The following is an 18531-nucleotide window of genomic DNA, read 5'->3' as shown; positions in this document are numbered from 1 at the left end:
CCATTCCCGCGCGAGCCTAGCGGGACGGAAAAGGGGGGCGGCGACATGGTGGCGCGGGCCTATACGGTGGCCTTCGAGGGGGTAGAGGCGCGGCTCGTCGAGGTGCAATGCGCCGTGACCGCAGGGCTGCCCGGCTTTACCATCGTCGGCCTGCCGAACAAGGCGGTGAGCGAGGCGCGCGAGCGGGTGCGCGCGGCGCTCTCGGCCCTTTCCATCGCCCTGCCCTCCAAGAAGGTCACGGTGAACCTCTCGCCAGCCGACCTGCCGAAGGAAGGCTCGCATTTCGACCTGCCGATCGCGCTGGCGTTGCTGGCGGCGATCGAGGTGCTTCCCGAGGATGAGGTGGCCGGCACCGTGGCCTTGGGCGAGCTGTCTCTCTCGGGCGATCTGGTGCCGGTGATCGGCGCTCTGCCCGCCGCGATGGCCGCAGCCGAAGAGGCGCGGCGCCTGCTCTGCCCGGCCGCCTGCGGCGCCGAGGCGGCCTGGGTCGAAGCGGTCGAAGTGATTGCGGCCCCTTCGCTGGCCCGCGCGATCCGGCATTTCACCGGCCAGCAACCGCTCGAACCCGCGCAGGCGGGGATCGCGCCCGCCTGCGTCTCGCCCCGCGACCTGCGTGACGTGAAGGGACAGGAGCGCGCCAAGCGGGCGCTGGAAATCGCCGCCGCCGGCAGGCATCATCTGCTGCTACTGGGCACGCCGGGATCGGGCAAATCGATGCTCGCCGCCCGCCTGCCGGGGCTGCTGCCGCCGCTGTCGCCGGTAGAGGCCTTGGAAACCTCGATGATCCATTCCGTTTCGGGGCTTCTGACCGAGGGGGGGATCAGCCGCGCCCGCCCCTTTCGCGAACCGCATCACACTGCCTCCATCGCCGCGATCGCTGGCGGCGGGCGCGACGCGAAGCCCGGCGAGATCAGCCTCGCGCATAACGGCGTGCTGTTCATGGACGAGTTGCCCGAGTTTCCGCGCACGGTGCTCGAAACGCTGCGCCAGCCGATCGAAACGGGCGAGGTGGTGGTGGCGCGCGCCAACGCGCATCTGCGCTATCCCTGCCGGTTCCTGCTGGTCGCCGCTGCCAACCCCTGCCGCTGCGGCTATCTCTCGGACCCGGACCGGGCCTGCGCCCGGGCCCCGGCCTGCGGCGAGGACTATCTCGGGCGGATCTCCGGGCCGCTCCTCGACCGGATCGACCTGCGGGTCGAGGTGCCGCCCGTCGCCTTTACTGATCTCGACCTGCCCGATCCCGCCGAGGGCTCGGCCGAGGTGGCACTCCGGGTGTCGGCGGCGCGAGAAATCCAGACGGCGCGCTTCGAGGGAATGGCGGCGCGGGTCAACGCCGATGCCGAAGGACAGCTTCTGGAGGAAATCGCCGCCCCCGACACCGAGGGCCGGGAATTGCTGCTACGGGTGGCCGAGCGCTTCGGCCTGTCGGCGCGCGGCTACCACCGGGTGCTGCGGGTGGCGCGGACCATCGCCGATCTGGACGGGTCTGAGACGGTCCGGCGGCCCCATGTGGCCGAGGCGGTCGGCTATCGGCTCGCGTCGAACCGCGCGCCCTGAGGCCAGGCGGCGAAACCTAGCGCTTCGCCTCGATCGCTTCCCAGATCTTCGCCGCGACGTTGATACCGTCGAAACGCTCCAGCTCCTGAATGCCGGTGGGCGAGGTCACGTTGATCTCGGTGAGCCAGTCGCCGATCACGTCGATACCTACGAGGATCTGGCCCTTCTCCCGCAGAAGCGGCCCGATCTTTTCGCAGATTTCGCGGTCGCGCGCGGTCAGCTCGACCTTTTCGGGCCGGCCGCCGACATGCATGTTCGAGCGGGTTTCGCCCTCGGCCGGCACGCGGTTGATCGCGCCCACCGGCTCGCCATCGACCAGCAGCACCCGCTTGTCGCCCTTGGTCACGTCGGGCAGGTATTTCTGCACGATCAGCGGCTCGCGATTGATGCCCGAGAACATCTCGTGCAGCGAGGCGAGGTTGCCGTCCCGGCTGTGCAGCTTGAACACCCCCGCGCCGCCATTGCCGTAGAGCGGCTTGAGGATGATGTCGCCGTGCCGGTCGCGGAACGACCGCAGCGTCGCCAGATCGCGGGCGATGGCGGTCGGCGGCGTCAGGTCGGGAAAGCTCAGGACCAGCAGCTTCTCGGGGTAGTTGCGCACCCAGAAGGGGTCGTTCACCACCAGCGTGCCGGGGTGAATCATGTCCAGAAGATGCGTGGTGGTGATGTAGCCCATGTCGAAGGGCGGGTCCTGGCGCAGCCAGACCACGTCCATCTCCGACAGATCGACCTCCCGCTCCTCGCCGAGGCTGTAATGGTTGCCCTTTTCGCGGCGCAGTTCCAGCGGCCAGCCCCGCGCCGTCACCCGCCCTTCCTGAAAGGCGAGGCGGTCGGGGGTGTAGTAGAACAGCTCGTGCCCGCGCGCTTGTGCCTCCTCGCCGATGCGAAAGGTGGTGTCGGCGTCTATGTTGACGCTGCCGATCGGGTCCATCTGGAGGGCGACCTTAAGGGGCTTGGGCATGGCGACGATCTTTCGCTGGGAATGCGGTTCCCGATCCATGCCCGAAGCGCGCCCGCTCCGCAATGCGCCGCACCTGCGCGCCCCTGCACGGGGCCGGTCCCGCTTCAGCCGCCGTCGAAAGCGTTCTCGATCACCCGTACCTCGCCCTGCCCGTCCACCAGCGCCAGATCAAAGCGCATTTCGGTGAGCGCCCCGTCAGGCATCTCGCCGCAATAGGCCTCGGCGGAACGGCAGATGCGGTCCATCTGGCGACGGCCCAGCTGCGCCGTAGCCGCTTCGAAACTGCGGCTTGCCTTGACCTCGACGAAGACAAGCCGCGCGCCCTCGCGGACGATCAGGTCGATCTCGCCGCCCGGGCCCCGCCAACGCCACGCCAGCACGGCGCGGCCGCTGCGAGCGTAATGCCGAGCGACGCTTTCCTCGGCAGCAAGCCCCGACAGCCGGGCGCGGCTGCCGCGTTCCACGCGATGCGGGTGGGCATGGGTCATCTGGGTCGTTCGGGTCGGCTCATCGCCCTCTGTTGAAGGCCGGGGTTACGGATGAGCGCGGGTGATCGGATCCGACCCGTCTGTTCGGGCCACAGAAGAAAATCGCTGGAATGGGACGCGATACTTCGTAGCCACCGCCACGGCATCGTCAGCGCATCTAAGCCCTGCGTCCGGGCTGGCGCGCGTACCGCCCTTCCGCTGTCAGCTCTCATCCTCTTCTGCATCCTCGGTCCCTTTCTCCAGCGCCAGCGCCGCCTGATAGACCTCGCGGCGCGGCAGCCCCAGCGCACCGGCCACCGCCGTCGCCGCGTCCTTCATGCGCATCGTGCGCATCGCATCGCGCAGCGCGGTTTCCAGATCGGCCCCGGTGACCTCTTCGGTCTCGGCCCGACCGACGAGCACGACGATCTCGCCCTTGAGCGTGCGGCCCTCGATCGCCGCGCAGACCTCGGCCGCTGTGCCGCGGATCACCTCTTCGAACCGCTTGGTCAGTTCGCGGCACAGCGCCACCGGCCGGTCCGCCCCCAGAATGTCGCGCAAACTTCCCAACAATTCGTGAACGCGTTTGGGGCTCTCATAGAGCACCAGCGTGAAGGGCAGCGACCTGAGCGCCGCGATCTCGGTCTCGCGCTGGGTCTTGGCGGGGGGCAGGAAGCCCGCGAAGGCGAAGCGGTCGGTGGGCAGCCCGGAGACCGCCAGCGCCGCCAGCACCGCCGATGCGCCGGGCGCCGCCAGAACCGTGTACCCCGCGGCGATCGCGGCTCGGCCCAGCGCATAGCCCGGATCCGCAACGAGCGGCGTTCCGGCTTCGGAGACATAGGCCACGGAGCCGCCACGCTCGAGCACGGCGAGAATGCGGTTGCGATCGCCGGCGCCGGAATGGTCGTGATAGGCCAGAAGCGGCCGGCTGTTCAGCGGAATGCCATGGATTTCCATGAGCTTGCGCAGCGTCCGCGTGTCTTCGGCGGCAAGCGCGTCGGCATTCGCCAGAAGGTCGAGCGCCCGCAGCGTGATGTCGCGCGCGGTGCCGATCGGCGTCGCCACGAAGTGCAGCCCCGGTGCCACCGGCCGTGTTTCGAAATTCGTCACTGGACCCCTGCCCGCCCCGGTTTATGATTGGTTGCGAACCTGCCCCGCGCCCGTGCCGGAGAAAGTGATGCCCATGTTCGCCCGTTTGACGCAGCCTCGCAAGGCCGCGGCCCGACTTCTCGCCCTGTTCTCACTCGTTTGGCTTGCCGCGTGCCAGCCGATCGTGGCCACCGGCCCGGTCTCGGATGCGCAGCGCGTGACGCCCGGCGCCCCCGTGAAGGTGGCGCTTCTCGTGCCCGCCGGCTCCTCCTCCGGGGCCGACCAACTGCTCGCCAGCAATCTCGAAAACGCCGCCCGCCTTGCCATCGCCGATCTCGGCAATGTCGAGATCGACATGAAGGTCTACCCGACCGCTGGCGATCCGGGCCGTGCCGCGCAGGCCGCGACCACGGCCGTGTCCGAGGGCGCGCAGATCATCCTCGGGCCGCTCTATGCCGAGGCCGCCAACGCCGCCGGCGTCGCGGTGGCGAACCAGGGCGTTAACGTGCTCGCCTTCTCGAACAACCCGACGATCGCCGGCGGCAACGTCTTCATCCTCGGGCCGACCTTCGCCAACACCGCCGATCGGCTGGTGCAATACGGCATGCGCAACGGCATCCAGCGTTACGTGGTGGCCTATGGCAACGACCTGCAGGGCACGATCGGCCGCGACGCGATCGTCAGCGCCGTCAACCGGTCGGGCGGCGCCGTCGCCGGAACCCAACCCTACGAGCTGAGCCAGGCCGGTGTGCAATCCGCCGCGCCGCGCGTGGCCGAGACGGTGCGCGGCTCCGGCGCCACCGGCGTCTTCACCACGGCGGGCGTCAATGCCGATCTGCCGATCCTCGCCACCGCGCTGAACGAGGCCGGAATCACGCCGCAGCAGGCGCGGATGCTGGGCCTGACCCGTTGGGACGCGGCGCCGCAGGCGCTGGCGCTCCCGGGTCTGCAGAACGGCCTCTTCGCCGTGCCCGACACCAACCGCACGCGCGCCTTCGAGCAGCGCTACTCGGCGACCTATGGCGCGCAGCCGCACCCGCTCGCCGGTCTCGCCTATGACGGCATCGCCGCCATCGGCGCACTGGCCGCGACCGGCCGCGCCGATGCCCTGACCCAGGGCGCTCTGGTCCAGAGCCAGGGCTTCAAGGGCACGTCGGGGATCTTCCGGCTGCTGTCCAACGGCACCAACCAGCGGGGACTGGCCGTGGCCACGATCCGCAACAACCAGGTGGTTATCCTTGACCCTGCTCCCACAAGCTTCCGCGGCGCCGGCTTCTAAGACGCCGTCCCTCGCGAAGCCCGACACGACCGACGCGCCGGAGGATCTGATCCTTCCGGCGCGCGACATATTCGACACCGAGGCCGTGACACGGCAACTCGAGACTGCCATGGCCGAGGCCGGGGACGCGATGGCCGCGCGCCGCGCCGCCGTCGCGGTGCTGGCAGAGGCCCGGCGCCAAGGCCGCGAGGCGCTCGCGGACGCCTTCGCCACGCGCCCCTTCGCAGCGCGCCCTGTGACACGGGCCCATGCCTGGCTTACCGACCGGATCGTCACCGCGAGCTTCGACGTGGCGCGTGCGCTGCATCCGCTGCACAATCCCACCGAGGGCGAGCGCCTGTCGCTTCTGGGCGTCGGCGGCTACGGCCGCGGCGAGATGGCGCCGCATTCCGACGTCGACCTGCTGTTCCTGACGCCGTGGAAGATCACGCCCTGGGCCGAGAGCGTCATCGAATCGATGCTCTACATGCTGTGGGACCTGAAGCTGAAGGTTGGCCATGCGAGCCGTACCGTGAAGGACTGCCTGCGGCTGGCGAAGGAGGATTTCACGATCCGTACCTCGCTGGTCGAATGCCGCCGCCTCGCCGGCGACACGGCGCTGGCGGCGAGTCTCAAGGAGCGGCTGTGGACCGAGCTGTTTCGCAATACCGCGCCCGAATTCATCGCCGCCAAGCTGGCGGAGCGCGACGCGCGCCATCTCAAGCAGGGCGGTCAGCGCTACGTGGTCGAGCCCAACGTCAAGGAGGGCAAGGGCGGACTACGCGACCTGCAGTCGCTCTACTGGATCGGCAAATACGTCTACGGCGTGCAGGACGCGGCCGAGCTGGTGGGCCGCGGCGTCTTCACCGACGAGGAATACGCCGAGTTCGTGCGGGCCGAGGATTTCCTCTGGGCGGTGCGCTGCCACCTGCACCTGATCACCAACCGGGCGATGGACCAGCTCACCTTCGACATGCAGGTCGAGGTGGCCGAGCGCATGGGCTATGTCGATGGCGGCGGACGGCGCGCGGTCGAGCATTTCATGCAGGATTACTTCCGCCACGCGACCCGGGTCGGAGAGCTGACGCGGATCTTCCTGACCGCGCAGGAGGCCACGCATCTGAAATCAGAGCCGATGCTGACCCGGCTGCTGGCGCGCCGCAAACGCGCCCGCCCGCCCTACCGCATCGTGCACAACCGGCTCGACGTGGCCGACGAGGCGGCGTTCCTCGCCGAACCGGTGAACCTGCTCAGGATCTTCGACGAAAGCCTGCGTACCGGCCATCTGCTGCACCCCGACGCGATGCGGCTGATCTCGGCCAACCTGCATCTCATCGACGCGAAGCTGCGCGAGGACCGGGAGGCCAACCGCATCTTCCTCGACCTGATGATCCGGCGCGGCAACCCCGAGCGGGCGCTGCGACGGATGAACGAGCTCGGCGTGCTGGCGGCGTTCCTGCCCGAATTCGCGCCGATCGTCGCGATGATGCAGTTCAACATGTATCACCACTACACGGTGGACGAGCACACCATCCAATGTATCTCGACACTGGCGCAGATCGAGCGCGAAGAGCTGGTCGAGGAACTGCCCGTGGCCTCGGGCATCCTCAAGGCCGGGGTGAATCGCCGTGTGCTCTACGTGGCGCTGCTGCTGCACGACATCGGCAAGGGCCGGGACGAGGACCATTCGGTTCTGGGCGCGCAGATCGCCCGCCGCGTGGCGCCACGGCTGGGCCTCAGTCGCAAGGAGTCCGAGACGGTGGAATGGCTGGTCCGCCACCACCTGCTGATGTCGGATATGGCGCAGAAGCGCGACATCGCCGAGCCGCGCACGGTGCGCGACTTCGCCCGTGCGGTGAAGACCAAGGAGCGGCTCGACCTGCTCTGCGTGCTTACCGTCTGCGATATCCGCGGCGTCGGCCCGGGCACTTGGAACAACTGGAAGGCCATGCTGCTGCGCGGCCTTTACACCGCGACCGAGGAGGCGCTGGCCACTGGGTTGGAGGATCTCAACCGCGGCGCCCGCGAGGCCGAGGCCAAGAAGGCGCTGCGCGAGGCGCTGTCGGACTGGCCGCAGGCCGAGCTTCGGGCCGAGACGACGCGGCATTACGGCCCCTACTGGCAGGGTCTGCCGCTCGACAGCCATGTCCGCTTTGCGCATCTGCTGCGCGGCCTCGGCGTCGACGAGATTCGTACCGACCTGATGCTCGATGCCGATCGCGACGCGACGCGGGTCAGCTTCGCCACCACCGACCACCCGGGGCTGTTCTCGCGGCTCACCGGGGCGCTGGCGCTGGTCGGCGCCAACATCGTCGACGCGCGCACCTATACCGCCAAGGACGGGCTGTGCACCGCCGTGTTCTGGATTCAGGACGCCGAGGGGCACCCCTACGAGGAGGCCCGGCTGCCGCGGCTCGAACAGATGATCGGCAAGACGCTCAGGGGCGAGGTGGTGGCGCGCGACGCGATCAAGGACCGCGACAAGATCCGCAAGCGCGAGCGCGCCTTCCGGGTGCCGACCTCGATCGCCTTCGACAACGAGGGCTCGGAGATCTTCACCATCATCGAGGTCGACACCCGCGACCGCCCCGGCCTGCTGTTCGACCTGACCCGGACGCTGGCCGCCGCAAACGTCTATATTTCCTCCGCCGTCATCGCGACCTATGGGGAGCAGGCGGTCGATACCTTCTACGTCAAGGACATGTTCGGATTGAAATACCATTCTGAGTCGAAGCAGCGCGCGCTCGAGCGCCGCCTGCGCGAGGCCATCGAAGCGGGCGCACGGAGGGCCGTGTCTTGAAGCCCATACGCCTCGTGCAGGGCTTTCTCACCGTCGGCATCTGGACCCTCCTCTCCCGTGTCTTCGGATTCGCCCGCGACATCATGATCGCGGGCTATCTCGGCGCTGGCCCGGTGGCCGAGGCCTTCCTCGTGGCCTTCTCCCTGCCCAACATGTTCCGCCGCTTCTTCGCCGAAGGCGCGTTCAACATGGCCTTCGTGCCGATGTTCTCGAAAAAGGTCGAAGCGGGCGAAGACGCCGAGCGTTTCGCGCAGGAGGCCTTCGCGGGCATGGCCTTCCTGCTCACGATCTTCACCGTGATCGGCATCCTCGCCATGCCGGGGCTGGTCTTCGCCATGGCCTCGGGCTTTGCCGAAGACGAGCGGTTCGAACTCGCGGTCGAATACGGCCGGATCGCTTTCCCCTACATCCTGTTCATCTCTCTCGCGGCGCTGGTCTCCGGCGTGTTGAACGCCACAGGGCGCTTCATGGCCGCGGCCGCGGCGCCAGTGCTCCTGAACGTCATCTTCATCGTGGCGGTGCTGATCGGCGCGGCGATGGGGCGCGACCCCTCGGAAAGCCTCGGGCTGGGCATCGACCGGGCGCTGGGCCTCAGGGTCGGCGACACGCTCGCCGCCTCGGTGCCTCTGGCCGGCCTCGTGCAGCTCGGCCTCGTCTGGATCGCCGCCAAGCGCGCGGGCTTCCACCTGCGGCTCGCGCGGCCGCGGATGACGCCGGAGCTGAAGAAGCTCGCCGCGATCGCCGCGCCTGCGGCGCTTGCGGGCGGCGTGGTGCAGATCAACCTGCTGGTCGGCCGGCAGGTGGCAAGCTTCTTCGAAGGGGCGGTGGCCTGGCTCAACTATGCCGATCGGCTCTACCAGCTGCCCCTGGGCGTGGTCGGCATCGCCGTAGGCGTGGTGCTGCTGCCGGATCTGTCGCGGCGGTTGCGGGCGGGCGACGAGGCGGGCGGACGCGACGCATTCAACCGCGCCGCCGAAATGAGCCTTGCCCTGACCATCCCCGCCGCAGTGGCGCTCGTGGTGATCCCGGTGCCGCTGGTCTCGGTGCTGTTCGAGCGTGGCGCCTTCACCACCGACGACACCATGGCGACGGCGCTGGCGGTGGCGGTCTACGGTCTCGGCCTGCCCGCCTTCGTGCTGCAAAAGGCGCTGCAACCGCTGTTCTTCGCGCGCGAGGACACGCGATCCCCGTTCCGCTACGCGCTTGCTGCGATGCTGGTGAACGTGGTGGTGGCGGTGGGTCTCGCCCCGGTGATCGGTTTCATCGCCGCGGCGCTGGGCACGACGCTCGCTGGCTGGGCGATGGTCTGGCTGTTGTGGCGCGGCTCGCGCTCGATGGGTCACGCCGCCGAGTGGGACGACCGGTTCCGCCACCGGCTGTGGCGAATCTGCGGCGCCTCGGCGCTGATGGGGGCGCTGCTGCTCGGCACCGCGGCCCTGCTCGGCCCGTTCCTCGCCACCGCTTCGGTGCGCTACCTCGCGCTGGCCCTGCTCGTGGCGCTCGGCATGGCCGGCTATTTCGGCTTCGGCCAGCTCCTGGGCGCGTTCCGTCTCGCCGAATTCCGTCGCGCGGTGCGGCGCTAGCGCGCCCGCATCCGCGCGAGAAAGGCGCGGGTGCCACCCGGCGCGAGCAGCGGCGACAGCGCCAGCCCGGTCACGAAGCCGGCGGCGTCGGCCACCCAAGAGGGGTCGGCGCCGAACATCAGACCGAACACGAGCTGCAGCGCCAGCAGCACGCCGATCAACCGGAAGGCGGCAAGCCGGTTCGAGCCTGTGCGTCCGAGCTGCAACCACATCAGGTAGGTGAAGCCGCCGATCAGCCCGTAGACTGCCGGAAAGGCGCCGATCAGCGGGTAGTTGGTGCTGATGAACAGCCCGAAGGCCAGCCCGCCCGCCAGTGTCGTGGCGACCAGCATCACGCCCAAGGCGAGCGGATGCAGCACCTCGCCCACGAACTTGCCCAGCGCCAGCAGCAGCGCCACCGCGAAGAGCGCATGGGTCATGCTCATATGCACGAAGGGGTAGCTCAGTAGCCGCGAGGCGAGGCCCCAGTCCCAGCCCGTCAGCAGTCGGTCGAGCACCGCAGGGGCAAAGCCCCATCCCTCGATCGCGCCGATGCGCCAGCCCACCGCCTGCGGCCCGCCGATAAGCCCGGTGGCCCCGAGCGACAGCGCCGCCTCGATCGCCGCCATCGCCAGCGCCAGCACAACGATCAGCGGCGGCAGCGTGCCGAAGGGGCCCTCCATGGGCGCGTGGTTCGGATCGGGCCGTTCGTAATAGCCTTGCGGTCGCATCCTTGGGGTCCCTTCGGTTGACCTCGACAGGGGGCATGGCTAATCGGAATGCCACCCGGTTTCCAGCAGGACACGCGCCATGACCGACACTACGTTCGCCCCCCGCGTCTTTTCCGGCATCAAGCCCTCGGGGGGTCTGACGCTCGGCAACTATCTGGGGGCCATCAAGCGCTTCGTCGAGATGCAGGGCGGCGAATTCGAGACGATCTACTGCGTCGTCGACCTGCACGCGATCACCGTCTGGCAGGATCCGGAGGAGCTGCGCCGTGCCACCCGCGAGGTGGCGGCGAGCTACCTCGCCTCGGGCATCGATCCGGAAAAGTCGATCCTGTTCAACCAGTCCCGCGTCTCGGCCCATGCCGAGCTGGGCTGGCTGTTCAACTGCGTGGCGCGCGTCGGCTGGATGAACCGGATGACCCAGTTCAAGGAAAAGGCGGGCAAGAACGCCGAGAAGCAGAGCTTGGGCCTCTACGCCTACCCGTCGCTGATGGCCGCCGATATTCTCGCCTATCACGCCACCCACGTGCCGGTGGGCGAGGACCAGAAGCAGCATGTGGAGCTGACCCGCGACATCGCGGCCAAGTTCAACCACGACTACAAGACTGATTTCTTCCCGCTCACCAACCCGGTGATCGAGGGGCCAGCGATGCGGGTGATGAACCTGCGCGACGGCACCCAGAAGATGTCGAAATCGGGCGAGAGCGACATGGAACGCATCAACATGACGGATGATGCCGACGCCATCGCCAAGAAGTTCAAGAAGGCCCGCACCGACCCCGCCCCCCTGCCCGAGAGCGTCGAGGGCCTCGCGGACCGTCCCGAGGCGAAGAACCTCGTCAACATCTATGCCGGGCTGTCGGGCATGACGGCCGAGCAGGTGATCGCCGAGCATGGCGGCGCGGGCTGGGGTCAGTTCAAGCCGGCGCTCGCGGATCTGGCGGTCGAGAAGCTGGCGCCGATCTCGTCCGAGATGGCGCGCCTGATGGACGACCCGACCGAGATCGACCGGATCATGGAGCGCGGCGCCGAGCGCGCCCGCGCCATCGCCGATCCGATCGTGGCCAAGACCTCCGAGATCATGGGGCTCATCCGCTGAGCCCCCGGGGCGGGGCGCCATGCGCCCTGTCCCTTCAAGACGAGCAGGATCCCCGCACTAGCCTGCCTGGAGTCGTATTCCTTCAGTGGATACGGCAAGAAGAAAAGTGCGCTGCATGGCCACTTTGTTCCAGAAATACGCAGTCCGAAGGGTCGCAGTTTGCGCACCGATCAGGCTGCTCGCACCTAGGTCCCGGACCACGGCAGGAAGGGGCGCGTCGTCCCCTTCCGCCGGAACGGCTCAGATCAGCCGCACCTGCGTGCCCACCTCGGCCAGCGCGAAGAGCTTGGCGATGTGCTCGTTGTAGAGCCCGATGCAGCCGTCCGAGGACGGGCGCCCGATCTTGCGCGTGTCATGGGTGCCGTGGATGCGGTAGTACTGCCATGACAGGTATAGCGCATGGGTGCCGAGCGGGTTGCCGGGACCGGCGGGGACCACGGCCGGAAGCGACGGGTCGCGCTCTCGCATCGACGGTGTCGGGGTCCATGTCGGCCCGTCGACCTTGCGCACCACCTCGGTGTAGCCGAGCTTGGTCAGCTCCGGGCTGACCGGCACCGACGAGGGGTAGAGGCGGTAGGTTTCGCCGTCGCCGCCCCAGAAATGCACCGCCCGGGCGCTCGTGTCGGCGACGATGACACCCACGCCCAGCGCGTCGAAATGGTCGCGCCAGTCGATCTTCTGCAGCGCAGAGACGTTGCGCTGCACCGCGCTCTGGGCGGCGATGGCCGGTGCGGCGAGCGTGACGAGGCCGGCGGCGCCGCTGGCGATGAAACCGCGTCGGGTCTGGGTCATGGGAACTCCTTGCCTGTTTGCGCCTCCTTTCCCCCTTCCCGCGCGGGAGGATCAACTCACGTCGGCGCGAGCGGGGGCATCGCGCTTTCGCGCTGTTGCACCGATGCCGTGCGAAACTGGCGACTGCCGCGCCTTCGGCGGAGCCCCTATCTGATCGGTAGAGCCCGTCAGGACCGGAGAGCTGAAATGACCACCACCATCGCCCCCGCCGCGACCCGCATCGGTCACGTGCATCTGCGCGTCGCCGATCTCGACCGTGCCATTGCCTTCTATGGCGAGGTGTTGGGTTTCGAGCTGATGCAGCGATACGGCTCCGGCGCCGCCTTTCTCTCGGCCGGGGGCTATCACCACCATATCGGCCTCAACACCTGGGAGAGCCTCGGCGCCGAGCCGCCGCCGCCGGGCCATACCGGCCTTTACCACACCGCGATCCTATACCCGGACCGCAAGTCATTGGCGCAGGCGCTGCAGCGGGTCATCGCGGCCGGGGTCGAGATCGAGGGCGCCGCGGATCACGGGGTGAGCGAGGCGATCTATTTCCGCGATCCGGACGGCAACGGGGTCGAGATCTACCGCGACCGCGCCGAGGCCGACTGGCCGCGCGATGCCAAGGGCGGGCTTTCGATGCGCAATGCCCGGCTCGATCTCGAGGCGCTGCTGGCCGAGGCTTGAGCGCAACGCCCGGGCATTGCGGATCGGCGGATCGCCGCCGCCTCTCGACCGATTTGCGCCGCTGGCCTAGCCTGCGCTCCAAAGCGGAGGACAGGCATGGCGACGGGCACCGATATCCGGACCTATTTCGAAGGGCGTTGGCACAAGGGCGACATCGCCGTGATCCGTGCCTCGGATCACGGCGCGTGGCTCGGCACGACCGTGTTCGACGGCGCACGCTACGCGCATGGCCTCGCACCCGATCTCGACCGCCACTGCGCCCGGGCCAACGCCTCGGCCGAGGCGCTGATGATCACCCCCACCGTCTCGACGCAGGAGATGGTCGGCATCGTCCGCGAGGGGCTGGCGGCCTGCCCGAAGGATGCCGCGATCTACATCCGACCGATGTACTGGGCCCTAGATGGCGGCCATCTGGGCATCCTGCCCAAAGAGGGCACGACCGGGTTCGCCGTGGCGCTGGAGACGATCCCGATGGCGCCGCCCGACGCTTCGACCACGCTCACCACCACCCGCTTCCGCCGCCCCGTGATGGAGGATGCGGTGGTCAACGCCAAGGCGGGCTGCCTCTACCCCAACAACGCCCGGATGATCGCCGAGGCGCGCGCGAAGGGCTTCGGCAACGCGCTGGTAGCCGACGCTCTGGGCAATGTTGCCGAGAGTGCCAGTTCCAACGTCTTCATCGTGCGCGACGGCGAGGTGTTCACGCCGATCCCCAACGGTACCTTCCTCGCGGGCATCACCCGGGCGCGTCACATCGCCAATCTGCGCGCCGATGGCGTGAAGGTGCACGAGGTCACCATGTCCTTCGAGGACGTGCACGCCGCCGACGAGGTGTTCCTGTCGGGCAACATGCACAAGGTCACGCCGGTCACCGCCTTCGACGACACGGCCTATCCGATCGGCCCGGTGACGAAGCGGGTGCGCGAGATGTACTGGGACTGGGCGGCGACGGCGGGCTGAGATGCGGCTCTGGCGTGCCCTCGATCGGCTGCTGGCGTTCCTGCCCGTCGCGCTGAGCACGGTGGCGCTGGCGCTCTTGATGTCGCAGAACCCCTTCGCCGCGCCCTATCTGGAGCGCAGCACCGAGGCGGTGGCGCTGGAGTTGCGCGCCGCCTTGGCGCGTGAAGTGACGCCGGAATGGTACATGGCCGAGATGGACCGGGCGCTTCTGGCCGAGGATCTCGACGCGATGCGCATGGTTTCGGCGGTGGGCGGGCGCCATGGCATCGCGCCTTCGCCGGCGCTTCTGGGCCGGATGCAGGCGCTGGAGGCGCGAGAGACCGGGGCGCTGGCGGCGGCACGCGACTGCGCGGTCTGCGCCGCCGACATCACCGCCTGCCCGCGCGTGGCGCTTCTGGCGATGTGCGGCGTCACCGTCGAGATGACGCCGCTGGGCGATCTGAACGCGCTGAGGCGGGCGGCGCAGGCCGGCATCGCCGGCGAGGAGATCGACCGTATCGAGGTGGCGCTCGCGGGCGTCGGGCTCGGAGCCACCGGCCTGGTGCTGGCCTCGGGCGGCACCAGCGCCACGGTGAAGGTCGGCGCGACCTCGCTGCGGTTGGCGCGGCGGCTCGGCACCGTCAGCACGAGCTTCGCCGACGATCTGCGGCGGCTGTCCGATGTCGACTTCCGCCCGGATCGGCTCGACGATCTCGCCCTCGGCAAGGTGGGGCTCGACGAGGTGGCCGATCCGGTGAAGCTCGCCCGGGTGGGCGAGCTGGCCTCGGATCTGGGCCGCGTCGCCGCGAATAGCTCGCTCACCGACGCGGTGCTAATGCTGCGCCATGTCGATAATGCCGCCGATGCGCGGCGACTGGCCCGGCTCTCGGACGCCGCCGGTCCGGATACCCGCGCCACGCTCGACATTCTCGGCAAGGGCCGCGCCTTCCGCGCGCTTGTGCGGCTGTCGGACCTCGCGATCGGCGCGGCGGCGCTCTTGTGGCTGCTGGCGGGCCAGGTGCTGATCTTCCTCGGTGAGCGGGTCGGCCGGATGCTGCTGTCGCTGATCCGCGCGCCGGTGCAAGCGCAGCTCCGGCAGGCGGCACGCGAAGCCCCCGCCCCGCGCGCCGAGCCGCCGCTGACCCGGCCACAGCCGCAGCTGCGTCCCGACCCGCCGCTGCGCCGCCCGGCCATACACCGCCCGGTTGCCCCGCGTCCGGTGCTGGGTCACACTCCGGCGGAATAGCTCCGACAGGACGACCCATGCGCAAGTTCCTCGTGATCCTCGACGATACCCGCGAATGCCTCAACGCGATGCGTTTCGCGGCGATGCGCGCCGGCAAGACCGGCGGCGGTGTCACCATCCTGTCGGTGATCCCCCCGGACGAGTTCAACCACTGGGTGGGGGTGGGCGAGATCATGCGGGCCGAGGCGCGCGAGCGCATCGAGGTGCATTTCGAGGTCTTCGCCAAATGGATGCGCGACCGCCAGAACGTGCATCCCGACCTGGTGATCCGCGAGGGCGAAGCGGTGCCCGAGATCCTCGCTCAGATCCGCGAGGATCCGGAGATCGGCGTGCTGGTGCTCGGCGCGGGCGACGACCGCAAGGGGCCGGGGCCATTGGTGAGCCAACTCACCCGCGAGGCCGGCAGCCTGCCGGTGCCCATCACCATCGTGCCGGGCGACATCTCCAAGGAGCGGCTCGAAGCGATCACCTGAACCGCTTCCGTCCGGCGATTTAGAACCGTTCCAAATCTTGACTTCGGGTCCGGCGAGGCGCATATCGGGGACCTGAAACGAAAGGTGGTCCGATGTTCATCCAGACCGAATCCACGCCGAACCCCGCGACGCTGAAGTTCCTGCCGGGGCAGACCGTGCTCGAGATGGGCACGGCCGATTTCCCCTCCGAGGAAGCCGCTCAGTCGAGCCCGCTGGCCAAGCGCATCTTCGCGACCGGCGGCGTGGCCGGCGTGTTCCTCGGCTCTGACTTCGTCACCGTGACCAAGACCGAAGCCGTCGAGTGGGATCACATCAAGCCCGCCGTGCTCGGCGCGGTGATGGAGCATTTCCAGTCCGGCGCTCCGGCGATCGATGACGGCACCTCGAACAGCGCCTCGGGCGGCCATGCCGAACATACCGGCGAGGACGGCGCCATCGTCGAGCAGATCAAGGAATTGCTCGACACCCGCGTACGGCCCGCCGTGGCGCAGGATGGCGGCGACATCACTTTCCACGGCTTCGACCGTGGCGTGGTCTATCTGCACATGCAGGGCGCCTGCGCCGGCTGCCCGTCCTCGACGCTGACGCTCAAGATGGGCATCGAGAACCTGCTGCGCCACTACATCCCCGAAGTGGTCGAGGTCCGGCCCGTCGCAGCCTGATGCGCCCGCTATTGGCATTCGACAGCTCGGCCGCGCATTGCGCGGCCGCTCTGCATCTGGGTGATCGCATGGTCGCCCGTGTCGAACCGATGGCCAAGGGCCAGGCCGAGCGGCTGATGCCGTTTCTCGAGGAATTGCTGCAGCACGAGGGGCTGGCCTGGGGCGATCTCGCGGCGATCGGCGTCGGCACCGGGCCCGGCAATTTCACCGGACTGAGGATCGGCGTCTCGGCGGCGCGCGGCCTGTCTCTGGGCTTGGGCATCCCGGCCATCGGGGTCTCGGGCTTCGAGGCGGCGGCTCTGGATCATCCGCGCCCTCTCACCGTCGCCCTGCCCGCCCCCCGCGATCATCTCTGGCTGCAACGGCTGACCGATGCCGGTGCCGAGGCCCCGCGCCTTGCCCCCGTCGCCGAGGCCGGTGAGGTGCTGCACGCCCCCGAACCCGAGGCCCTCGTGCGCGCCATCGCGCGGATCGCCCGCGAGCGTGCCGGGACGCCGCAGCCCCGCCCCGCACCGCTCTACGTCCGCCCCGCCGACGCGGCACCGCCGCGCGACCCGGCCCCCGTCCTGATCGAATGAGCGCGCCGCGGGCGCTCGCCGCGACCTATGCGGCGGCCTTCCCGGACGAGCGCGGCTGGAGCGCGGAGGAGTTCGCCGCGCTGCTCGCTGCGCCCGGCGCGATCCTCGCGGGCGACGCCTCGGGTTTCGTGCTGGGCCGCGTGACCCTGGACGAGGCCGAGATCATCACCCTGGCCACCCACCCCGACCATCGCAGGCAGGGCCGCGCCCGCGCCGCGCTGGAGGCGTTTCATGACGCGGCGCGTGCTGCCGGAGCGGTGACAATCTTTCTCGAGGTGGCGGAGGACAACGCCCCGGCGCGGGCGCTCTACGAGCGGATGGGATACGCGCGGGCCGGTCGGCGGCCGGGCTATTATCCACGGGCCGGGCAATCGCCCGCGGCAGCGCTGATCCTGACCCGCCCATTGCGATAACATACCCTTGCGTCAGTCGCCTCAGAGGTGGGCCGTAACGCTGCGAAGTCCCGGTGACTTGGCGCAAATCATGGAAAAATCAGTTGACCCGAAAGCGCCGCGCATTGCCTTATCCTGCCATGAGCCGGCGCATGACCGGCAGACGCGCGGCGCCGGGACGGCACCGCGCCGTGACCTGACAGGGAGCTTTAGATGACTCATCTCGCGAAATTCCTCGGCGCGACCGCCGCGCTGGCGATCTCGGCCGGCGCCGCGCTGGCCGACCCGGCGCTGATCTACGATCTGGGCGGCAAGTTCGACAAATCCTTCAACGAAAGCGCCCATAACGGCGCCACTCGTTGGGCCGAGGAAACCGGCAACTCCTATGCCGAGGTCGAGCTGCAGTCCGACGCCCAGCGCGAGCAGGCGCTGCGCCGCTTCGCCGAAGCCGGCAACAACCCGATCGTCACGGTGGGCTTCTCCTTCATGACCCCGCTCGAGGAGATCGCCGGCGACTACCCGGACACCAAGTTCGTGATCATCGACGGCGTGGTCGATCAGCCCAACGTCCGCTCGGTCGTCTTCAACGAGCATGAGGGCTCCTACCTCGTCGGCCAGATGGCGGCGATGGCCTCCGAGAGCGGTACCATCGGCTTCATCGGCGGCATGGACATCCCGCTGATCCGCAAGTTCGCCTGCGGCTACGCTCAAGGCGCGCAGTCGGTGAACCCCGACATCACCGTGCTGTCGAACATGACCGGCACCACCCCCGCCGCATGGAACGATCCCGTCAAGGGCTCCGAGCTGACCCAGGCGCAGATCTCCCAAGGCGCCGACGTGATCTATGCCGCCGCCGGCGGCACCGGCATCGGCGTGCTGCAGACCGCCGCCGATCAGGACATCCTGTCGATCGGCGTCGACAGCAACCAGAACTACCTGCAGCCGGGCAAGGTGCTGACCTCGATGGTCAAGCGCGTCGACAACGCCGTCTACGACGCCTTCGAGGCGGGCACCGAGATCGAGACCGGCATCAACGTCATGGGCGTGAACAACGAGGGCGTCGGCATCGCCGTGGACGAGCACAACGAGGCGCTCGTCACCGAGGAGATGACCGCGGCCGTCGAGGACGCCAAGACCAAGATCGCCTCGGGCGAGATCGCGGTGCACGACTACATGAGCGACGAGAGCTGCCCCTCGCTCGATTTCTGATCGCCCTTCAGGGCATGACACGAGGGGCCGCGCCGCAAAGCGCGGCC

At 69.0% G+C, this 18531-nt stretch carries 18 protein-coding genes; 13 read left to right on the top strand and 5 right to left on the bottom strand.

Annotation, left to right across the window (positions count from 1 at the left end; all coding sequences use genetic code 11):
- The first annotated feature begins 45 nt into the window (after window positions 1-45).
- A complete protein-coding gene (locus tag LOS8367_RS12435; protein WP_085896846.1) occupies window positions 46-1557 on the top strand; it encodes a YifB family Mg chelatase-like AAA ATPase in 1512 nt (503 codons plus the stop codon).
- A gap of 16 nt (window positions 1558-1573) precedes the next feature.
- Here the strand turns inward: LOS8367_RS12435 and gshB are convergent, their stop codons facing one another.
- From gshB to rsmI, 3 genes are all read right to left on the bottom strand, one after another.
- Entirely contained in the window at window positions 1574-2518 is a 945-nt protein-coding gene (gene gshB / locus LOS8367_RS12430) for a glutathione synthase (protein WP_085896845.1), read from the bottom strand.
- A 104-nt stretch (window positions 2519-2622) separates the two neighbouring features.
- Window positions 2623-3006 (bottom strand): YraN family protein, encoded by a 384-nt coding sequence (locus LOS8367_RS12425; RefSeq protein ID WP_085896844.1) that lies wholly within the window; start codon window positions 3004-3006, stop codon window positions 2623-2625.
- A 201-nt stretch (window positions 3007-3207) separates the two neighbouring features.
- On the bottom strand, window positions 3208-4095 hold the full coding sequence (gene rsmI, locus LOS8367_RS12420; protein ID WP_085896843.1) for a 16S rRNA (cytidine(1402)-2'-O)-methyltransferase: 888 nt from the start codon (window positions 4093-4095) through the stop codon (window positions 3208-3210).
- A 73-nt stretch (window positions 4096-4168) separates the two neighbouring features.
- On the opposite strand from rsmI, the gene LOS8367_RS12415 reads away from it, so the two are divergent.
- From LOS8367_RS12415 to murJ, 3 genes are read left to right on the top strand one after another with little or no spacing between them, the layout of a single operon-like run.
- Entirely contained in the window at window positions 4169-5353 is a 1185-nt protein-coding gene (locus LOS8367_RS12415; RefSeq protein ID WP_165761464.1) for a penicillin-binding protein activator, read from the top strand.
- Window positions 5313-8132, top strand: a complete 2820-nt coding sequence (locus tag LOS8367_RS12410) for a [protein-PII] uridylyltransferase (RefSeq protein ID WP_085896841.1) — start codon at window positions 5313-5315, stop codon at window positions 8130-8132. Before LOS8367_RS12415 ends, LOS8367_RS12410 begins: the two co-directional genes overlap by 41 nt.
- A complete protein-coding gene (gene murJ, locus LOS8367_RS12405) occupies window positions 8129-9715 on the top strand; it encodes a murein biosynthesis integral membrane protein MurJ (protein ID WP_085896840.1) in 1587 nt (528 codons plus the stop codon). The genes LOS8367_RS12410 and murJ overlap by 4 nt, the downstream gene beginning before the upstream one ends.
- On the opposite strand, the gene LOS8367_RS12400 is transcribed toward murJ, so the two are convergent.
- Window positions 9712-10425: a rhomboid family intramembrane serine protease gene (locus LOS8367_RS12400; protein ID WP_085896839.1), complete on the bottom strand. Its 714-nt coding sequence runs from the start codon at window positions 10423-10425 to the stop codon at window positions 9712-9714. The two genes, murJ and LOS8367_RS12400, sit on opposite strands and share 4 nt — an antisense overlap.
- A gap of 79 nt (window positions 10426-10504) precedes the next feature.
- On the opposite strand from LOS8367_RS12400, the gene trpS reads away from it, so the two are divergent.
- Entirely contained in the window at window positions 10505-11521 is a 1017-nt protein-coding gene (gene trpS / locus LOS8367_RS12395; protein WP_085896838.1) for a tryptophan--tRNA ligase, read from the top strand.
- A gap of 240 nt (window positions 11522-11761) precedes the next feature.
- On the opposite strand, the gene LOS8367_RS12390 is transcribed toward trpS, so the two are convergent.
- Window positions 11762-12313, bottom strand: a complete 552-nt coding sequence (locus LOS8367_RS12390; protein ID WP_085896837.1) for a L,D-transpeptidase — start codon at window positions 12311-12313, stop codon at window positions 11762-11764.
- A gap of 186 nt (window positions 12314-12499) precedes the next feature.
- Between LOS8367_RS12390 and LOS8367_RS12385 the strand changes: the two genes are divergently transcribed.
- The 8 genes from LOS8367_RS12385 to LOS8367_RS12350 all read left to right on the top strand — a co-directional run bounded on the left by LOS8367_RS12385 (window position 12500) and on the right by LOS8367_RS12350 (window position 18484).
- Window positions 12500-12985 carry a VOC family protein gene (locus tag LOS8367_RS12385; protein ID WP_085896836.1) on the top strand — a complete coding sequence of 162 codons (486 nt, stop codon included), beginning with the start codon at window positions 12500-12502 and terminating at the stop codon, window positions 12983-12985.
- A gap of 96 nt (window positions 12986-13081) precedes the next feature.
- Window positions 13082-13945, top strand: coding sequence for a branched-chain amino acid aminotransferase (locus LOS8367_RS12380; protein WP_085896835.1), 864 nt, complete (start codon window positions 13082-13084; stop codon window positions 13943-13945).
- Window position 13946: 1 nt separating this feature from the next.
- On the top strand, window positions 13947-15170 hold the full coding sequence (locus tag LOS8367_RS12375; RefSeq protein WP_085896834.1) for a hypothetical protein: 1224 nt from the start codon (window positions 13947-13949) through the stop codon (window positions 15168-15170).
- Between the two features lie 17 nt (window positions 15171-15187).
- Window positions 15188-15643, top strand: coding sequence for a universal stress protein (locus tag LOS8367_RS12370; protein ID WP_021693706.1), 456 nt, complete (start codon window positions 15188-15190; stop codon window positions 15641-15643).
- 92 nt (window positions 15644-15735) lie between these two features.
- A complete protein-coding gene (locus LOS8367_RS12365; RefSeq protein WP_085896833.1) occupies window positions 15736-16305 on the top strand; it encodes a NifU family protein in 570 nt (189 codons plus the stop codon).
- Window positions 16305-16883 carry a tRNA (adenosine(37)-N6)-threonylcarbamoyltransferase complex dimerization subunit type 1 TsaB gene (tsaB, locus tag LOS8367_RS12360; protein ID WP_085896832.1) on the top strand — a complete coding sequence of 193 codons (579 nt, stop codon included), beginning with the start codon at window positions 16305-16307 and terminating at the stop codon, window positions 16881-16883. The genes LOS8367_RS12365 and tsaB overlap by 1 nt, the downstream gene beginning before the upstream one ends.
- Window positions 16880-17296, top strand: a complete 417-nt coding sequence (locus LOS8367_RS12355) for a GNAT family N-acetyltransferase (protein ID WP_085896831.1) — start codon at window positions 16880-16882, stop codon at window positions 17294-17296. Before tsaB ends, LOS8367_RS12355 begins: the two co-directional genes overlap by 4 nt.
- Window positions 17297-17488: 192 nt before the next feature.
- Window positions 17489-18484 (top strand): BMP family lipoprotein, encoded by a 996-nt coding sequence (locus LOS8367_RS12350; RefSeq protein WP_085896830.1) that lies wholly within the window; start codon window positions 17489-17491, stop codon window positions 18482-18484.
- Window positions 18485-18531: the final 47 nt, after the last annotated feature.

This window comes from Limimaricola soesokkakensis (genome assembly GCF_900172345.1).
Classification (GTDB): domain Bacteria; phylum Pseudomonadota; class Alphaproteobacteria; order Rhodobacterales; family Rhodobacteraceae; genus Limimaricola; species Limimaricola soesokkakensis.
This window is presented reverse-complemented; position numbering and strand designations above follow the sequence as displayed.

What these genes read in the sequence shown, in the direction of transcription:
- LOS8367_RS12415 (WP_165761464.1), top strand. Translation starts at nt 4,169, where the DNA reads ATGTTCGCCCGTTTGACGCAGCCTCGCAAGGCCGCGGCCCGACTTCTC.
- LOS8367_RS12350 (WP_085896830.1), top strand. Translation starts at nt 17,489, where the DNA reads ATGACTCATCTCGCGAAATTCCTCGGCGCGACCGCCGCGCTGGCGATC.
- LOS8367_RS12380 (WP_085896835.1), top strand. Translation starts at nt 13,082, where the DNA reads ATGGCGACGGGCACCGATATCCGGACCTATTTCGAAGGGCGTTGGCAC.
- LOS8367_RS12400 (WP_085896839.1), bottom strand. Translation starts at nt 10,425, where the DNA reads ATGCGACCGCAAGGCTATTACGAACGGCCCGATCCGAACCACGCGCCC.
- LOS8367_RS12375 (WP_085896834.1), top strand. Translation starts at nt 13,947, where the DNA reads ATGCGGCTCTGGCGTGCCCTCGATCGGCTGCTGGCGTTCCTGCCCGTC.
- LOS8367_RS12370 (WP_021693706.1), top strand. Translation starts at nt 15,188, where the DNA reads ATGCGCAAGTTCCTCGTGATCCTCGACGATACCCGCGAATGCCTCAAC.
- LOS8367_RS12385 (WP_085896836.1), top strand. Translation starts at nt 12,500, where the DNA reads ATGACCACCACCATCGCCCCCGCCGCGACCCGCATCGGTCACGTGCAT.
- tsaB (WP_085896832.1), top strand. Translation starts at nt 16,305, where the DNA reads ATGCGCCCGCTATTGGCATTCGACAGCTCGGCCGCGCATTGCGCGGCC.
- LOS8367_RS12425 (WP_085896844.1), bottom strand. Translation starts at nt 3,006, where the DNA reads ATGACCCATGCCCACCCGCATCGCGTGGAACGCGGCAGCCGCGCCCGG.
- trpS (WP_085896838.1), top strand. Translation starts at nt 10,505, where the DNA reads ATGACCGACACTACGTTCGCCCCCCGCGTCTTTTCCGGCATCAAGCCC.
- LOS8367_RS12365 (WP_085896833.1), top strand. Translation starts at nt 15,736, where the DNA reads ATGTTCATCCAGACCGAATCCACGCCGAACCCCGCGACGCTGAAGTTC.
- LOS8367_RS12435 (WP_085896846.1), top strand. Translation starts at nt 46, where the DNA reads ATGGTGGCGCGGGCCTATACGGTGGCCTTCGAGGGGGTAGAGGCGCGG.
- LOS8367_RS12355 (WP_085896831.1), top strand. Translation starts at nt 16,880, where the DNA reads ATGAGCGCGCCGCGGGCGCTCGCCGCGACCTATGCGGCGGCCTTCCCG.
- LOS8367_RS12390 (WP_085896837.1), bottom strand. Translation starts at nt 12,313, where the DNA reads ATGACCCAGACCCGACGCGGTTTCATCGCCAGCGGCGCCGCCGGCCTC.
- gshB (WP_085896845.1), bottom strand. Translation starts at nt 2,518, where the DNA reads ATGCCCAAGCCCCTTAAGGTCGCCCTCCAGATGGACCCGATCGGCAGC.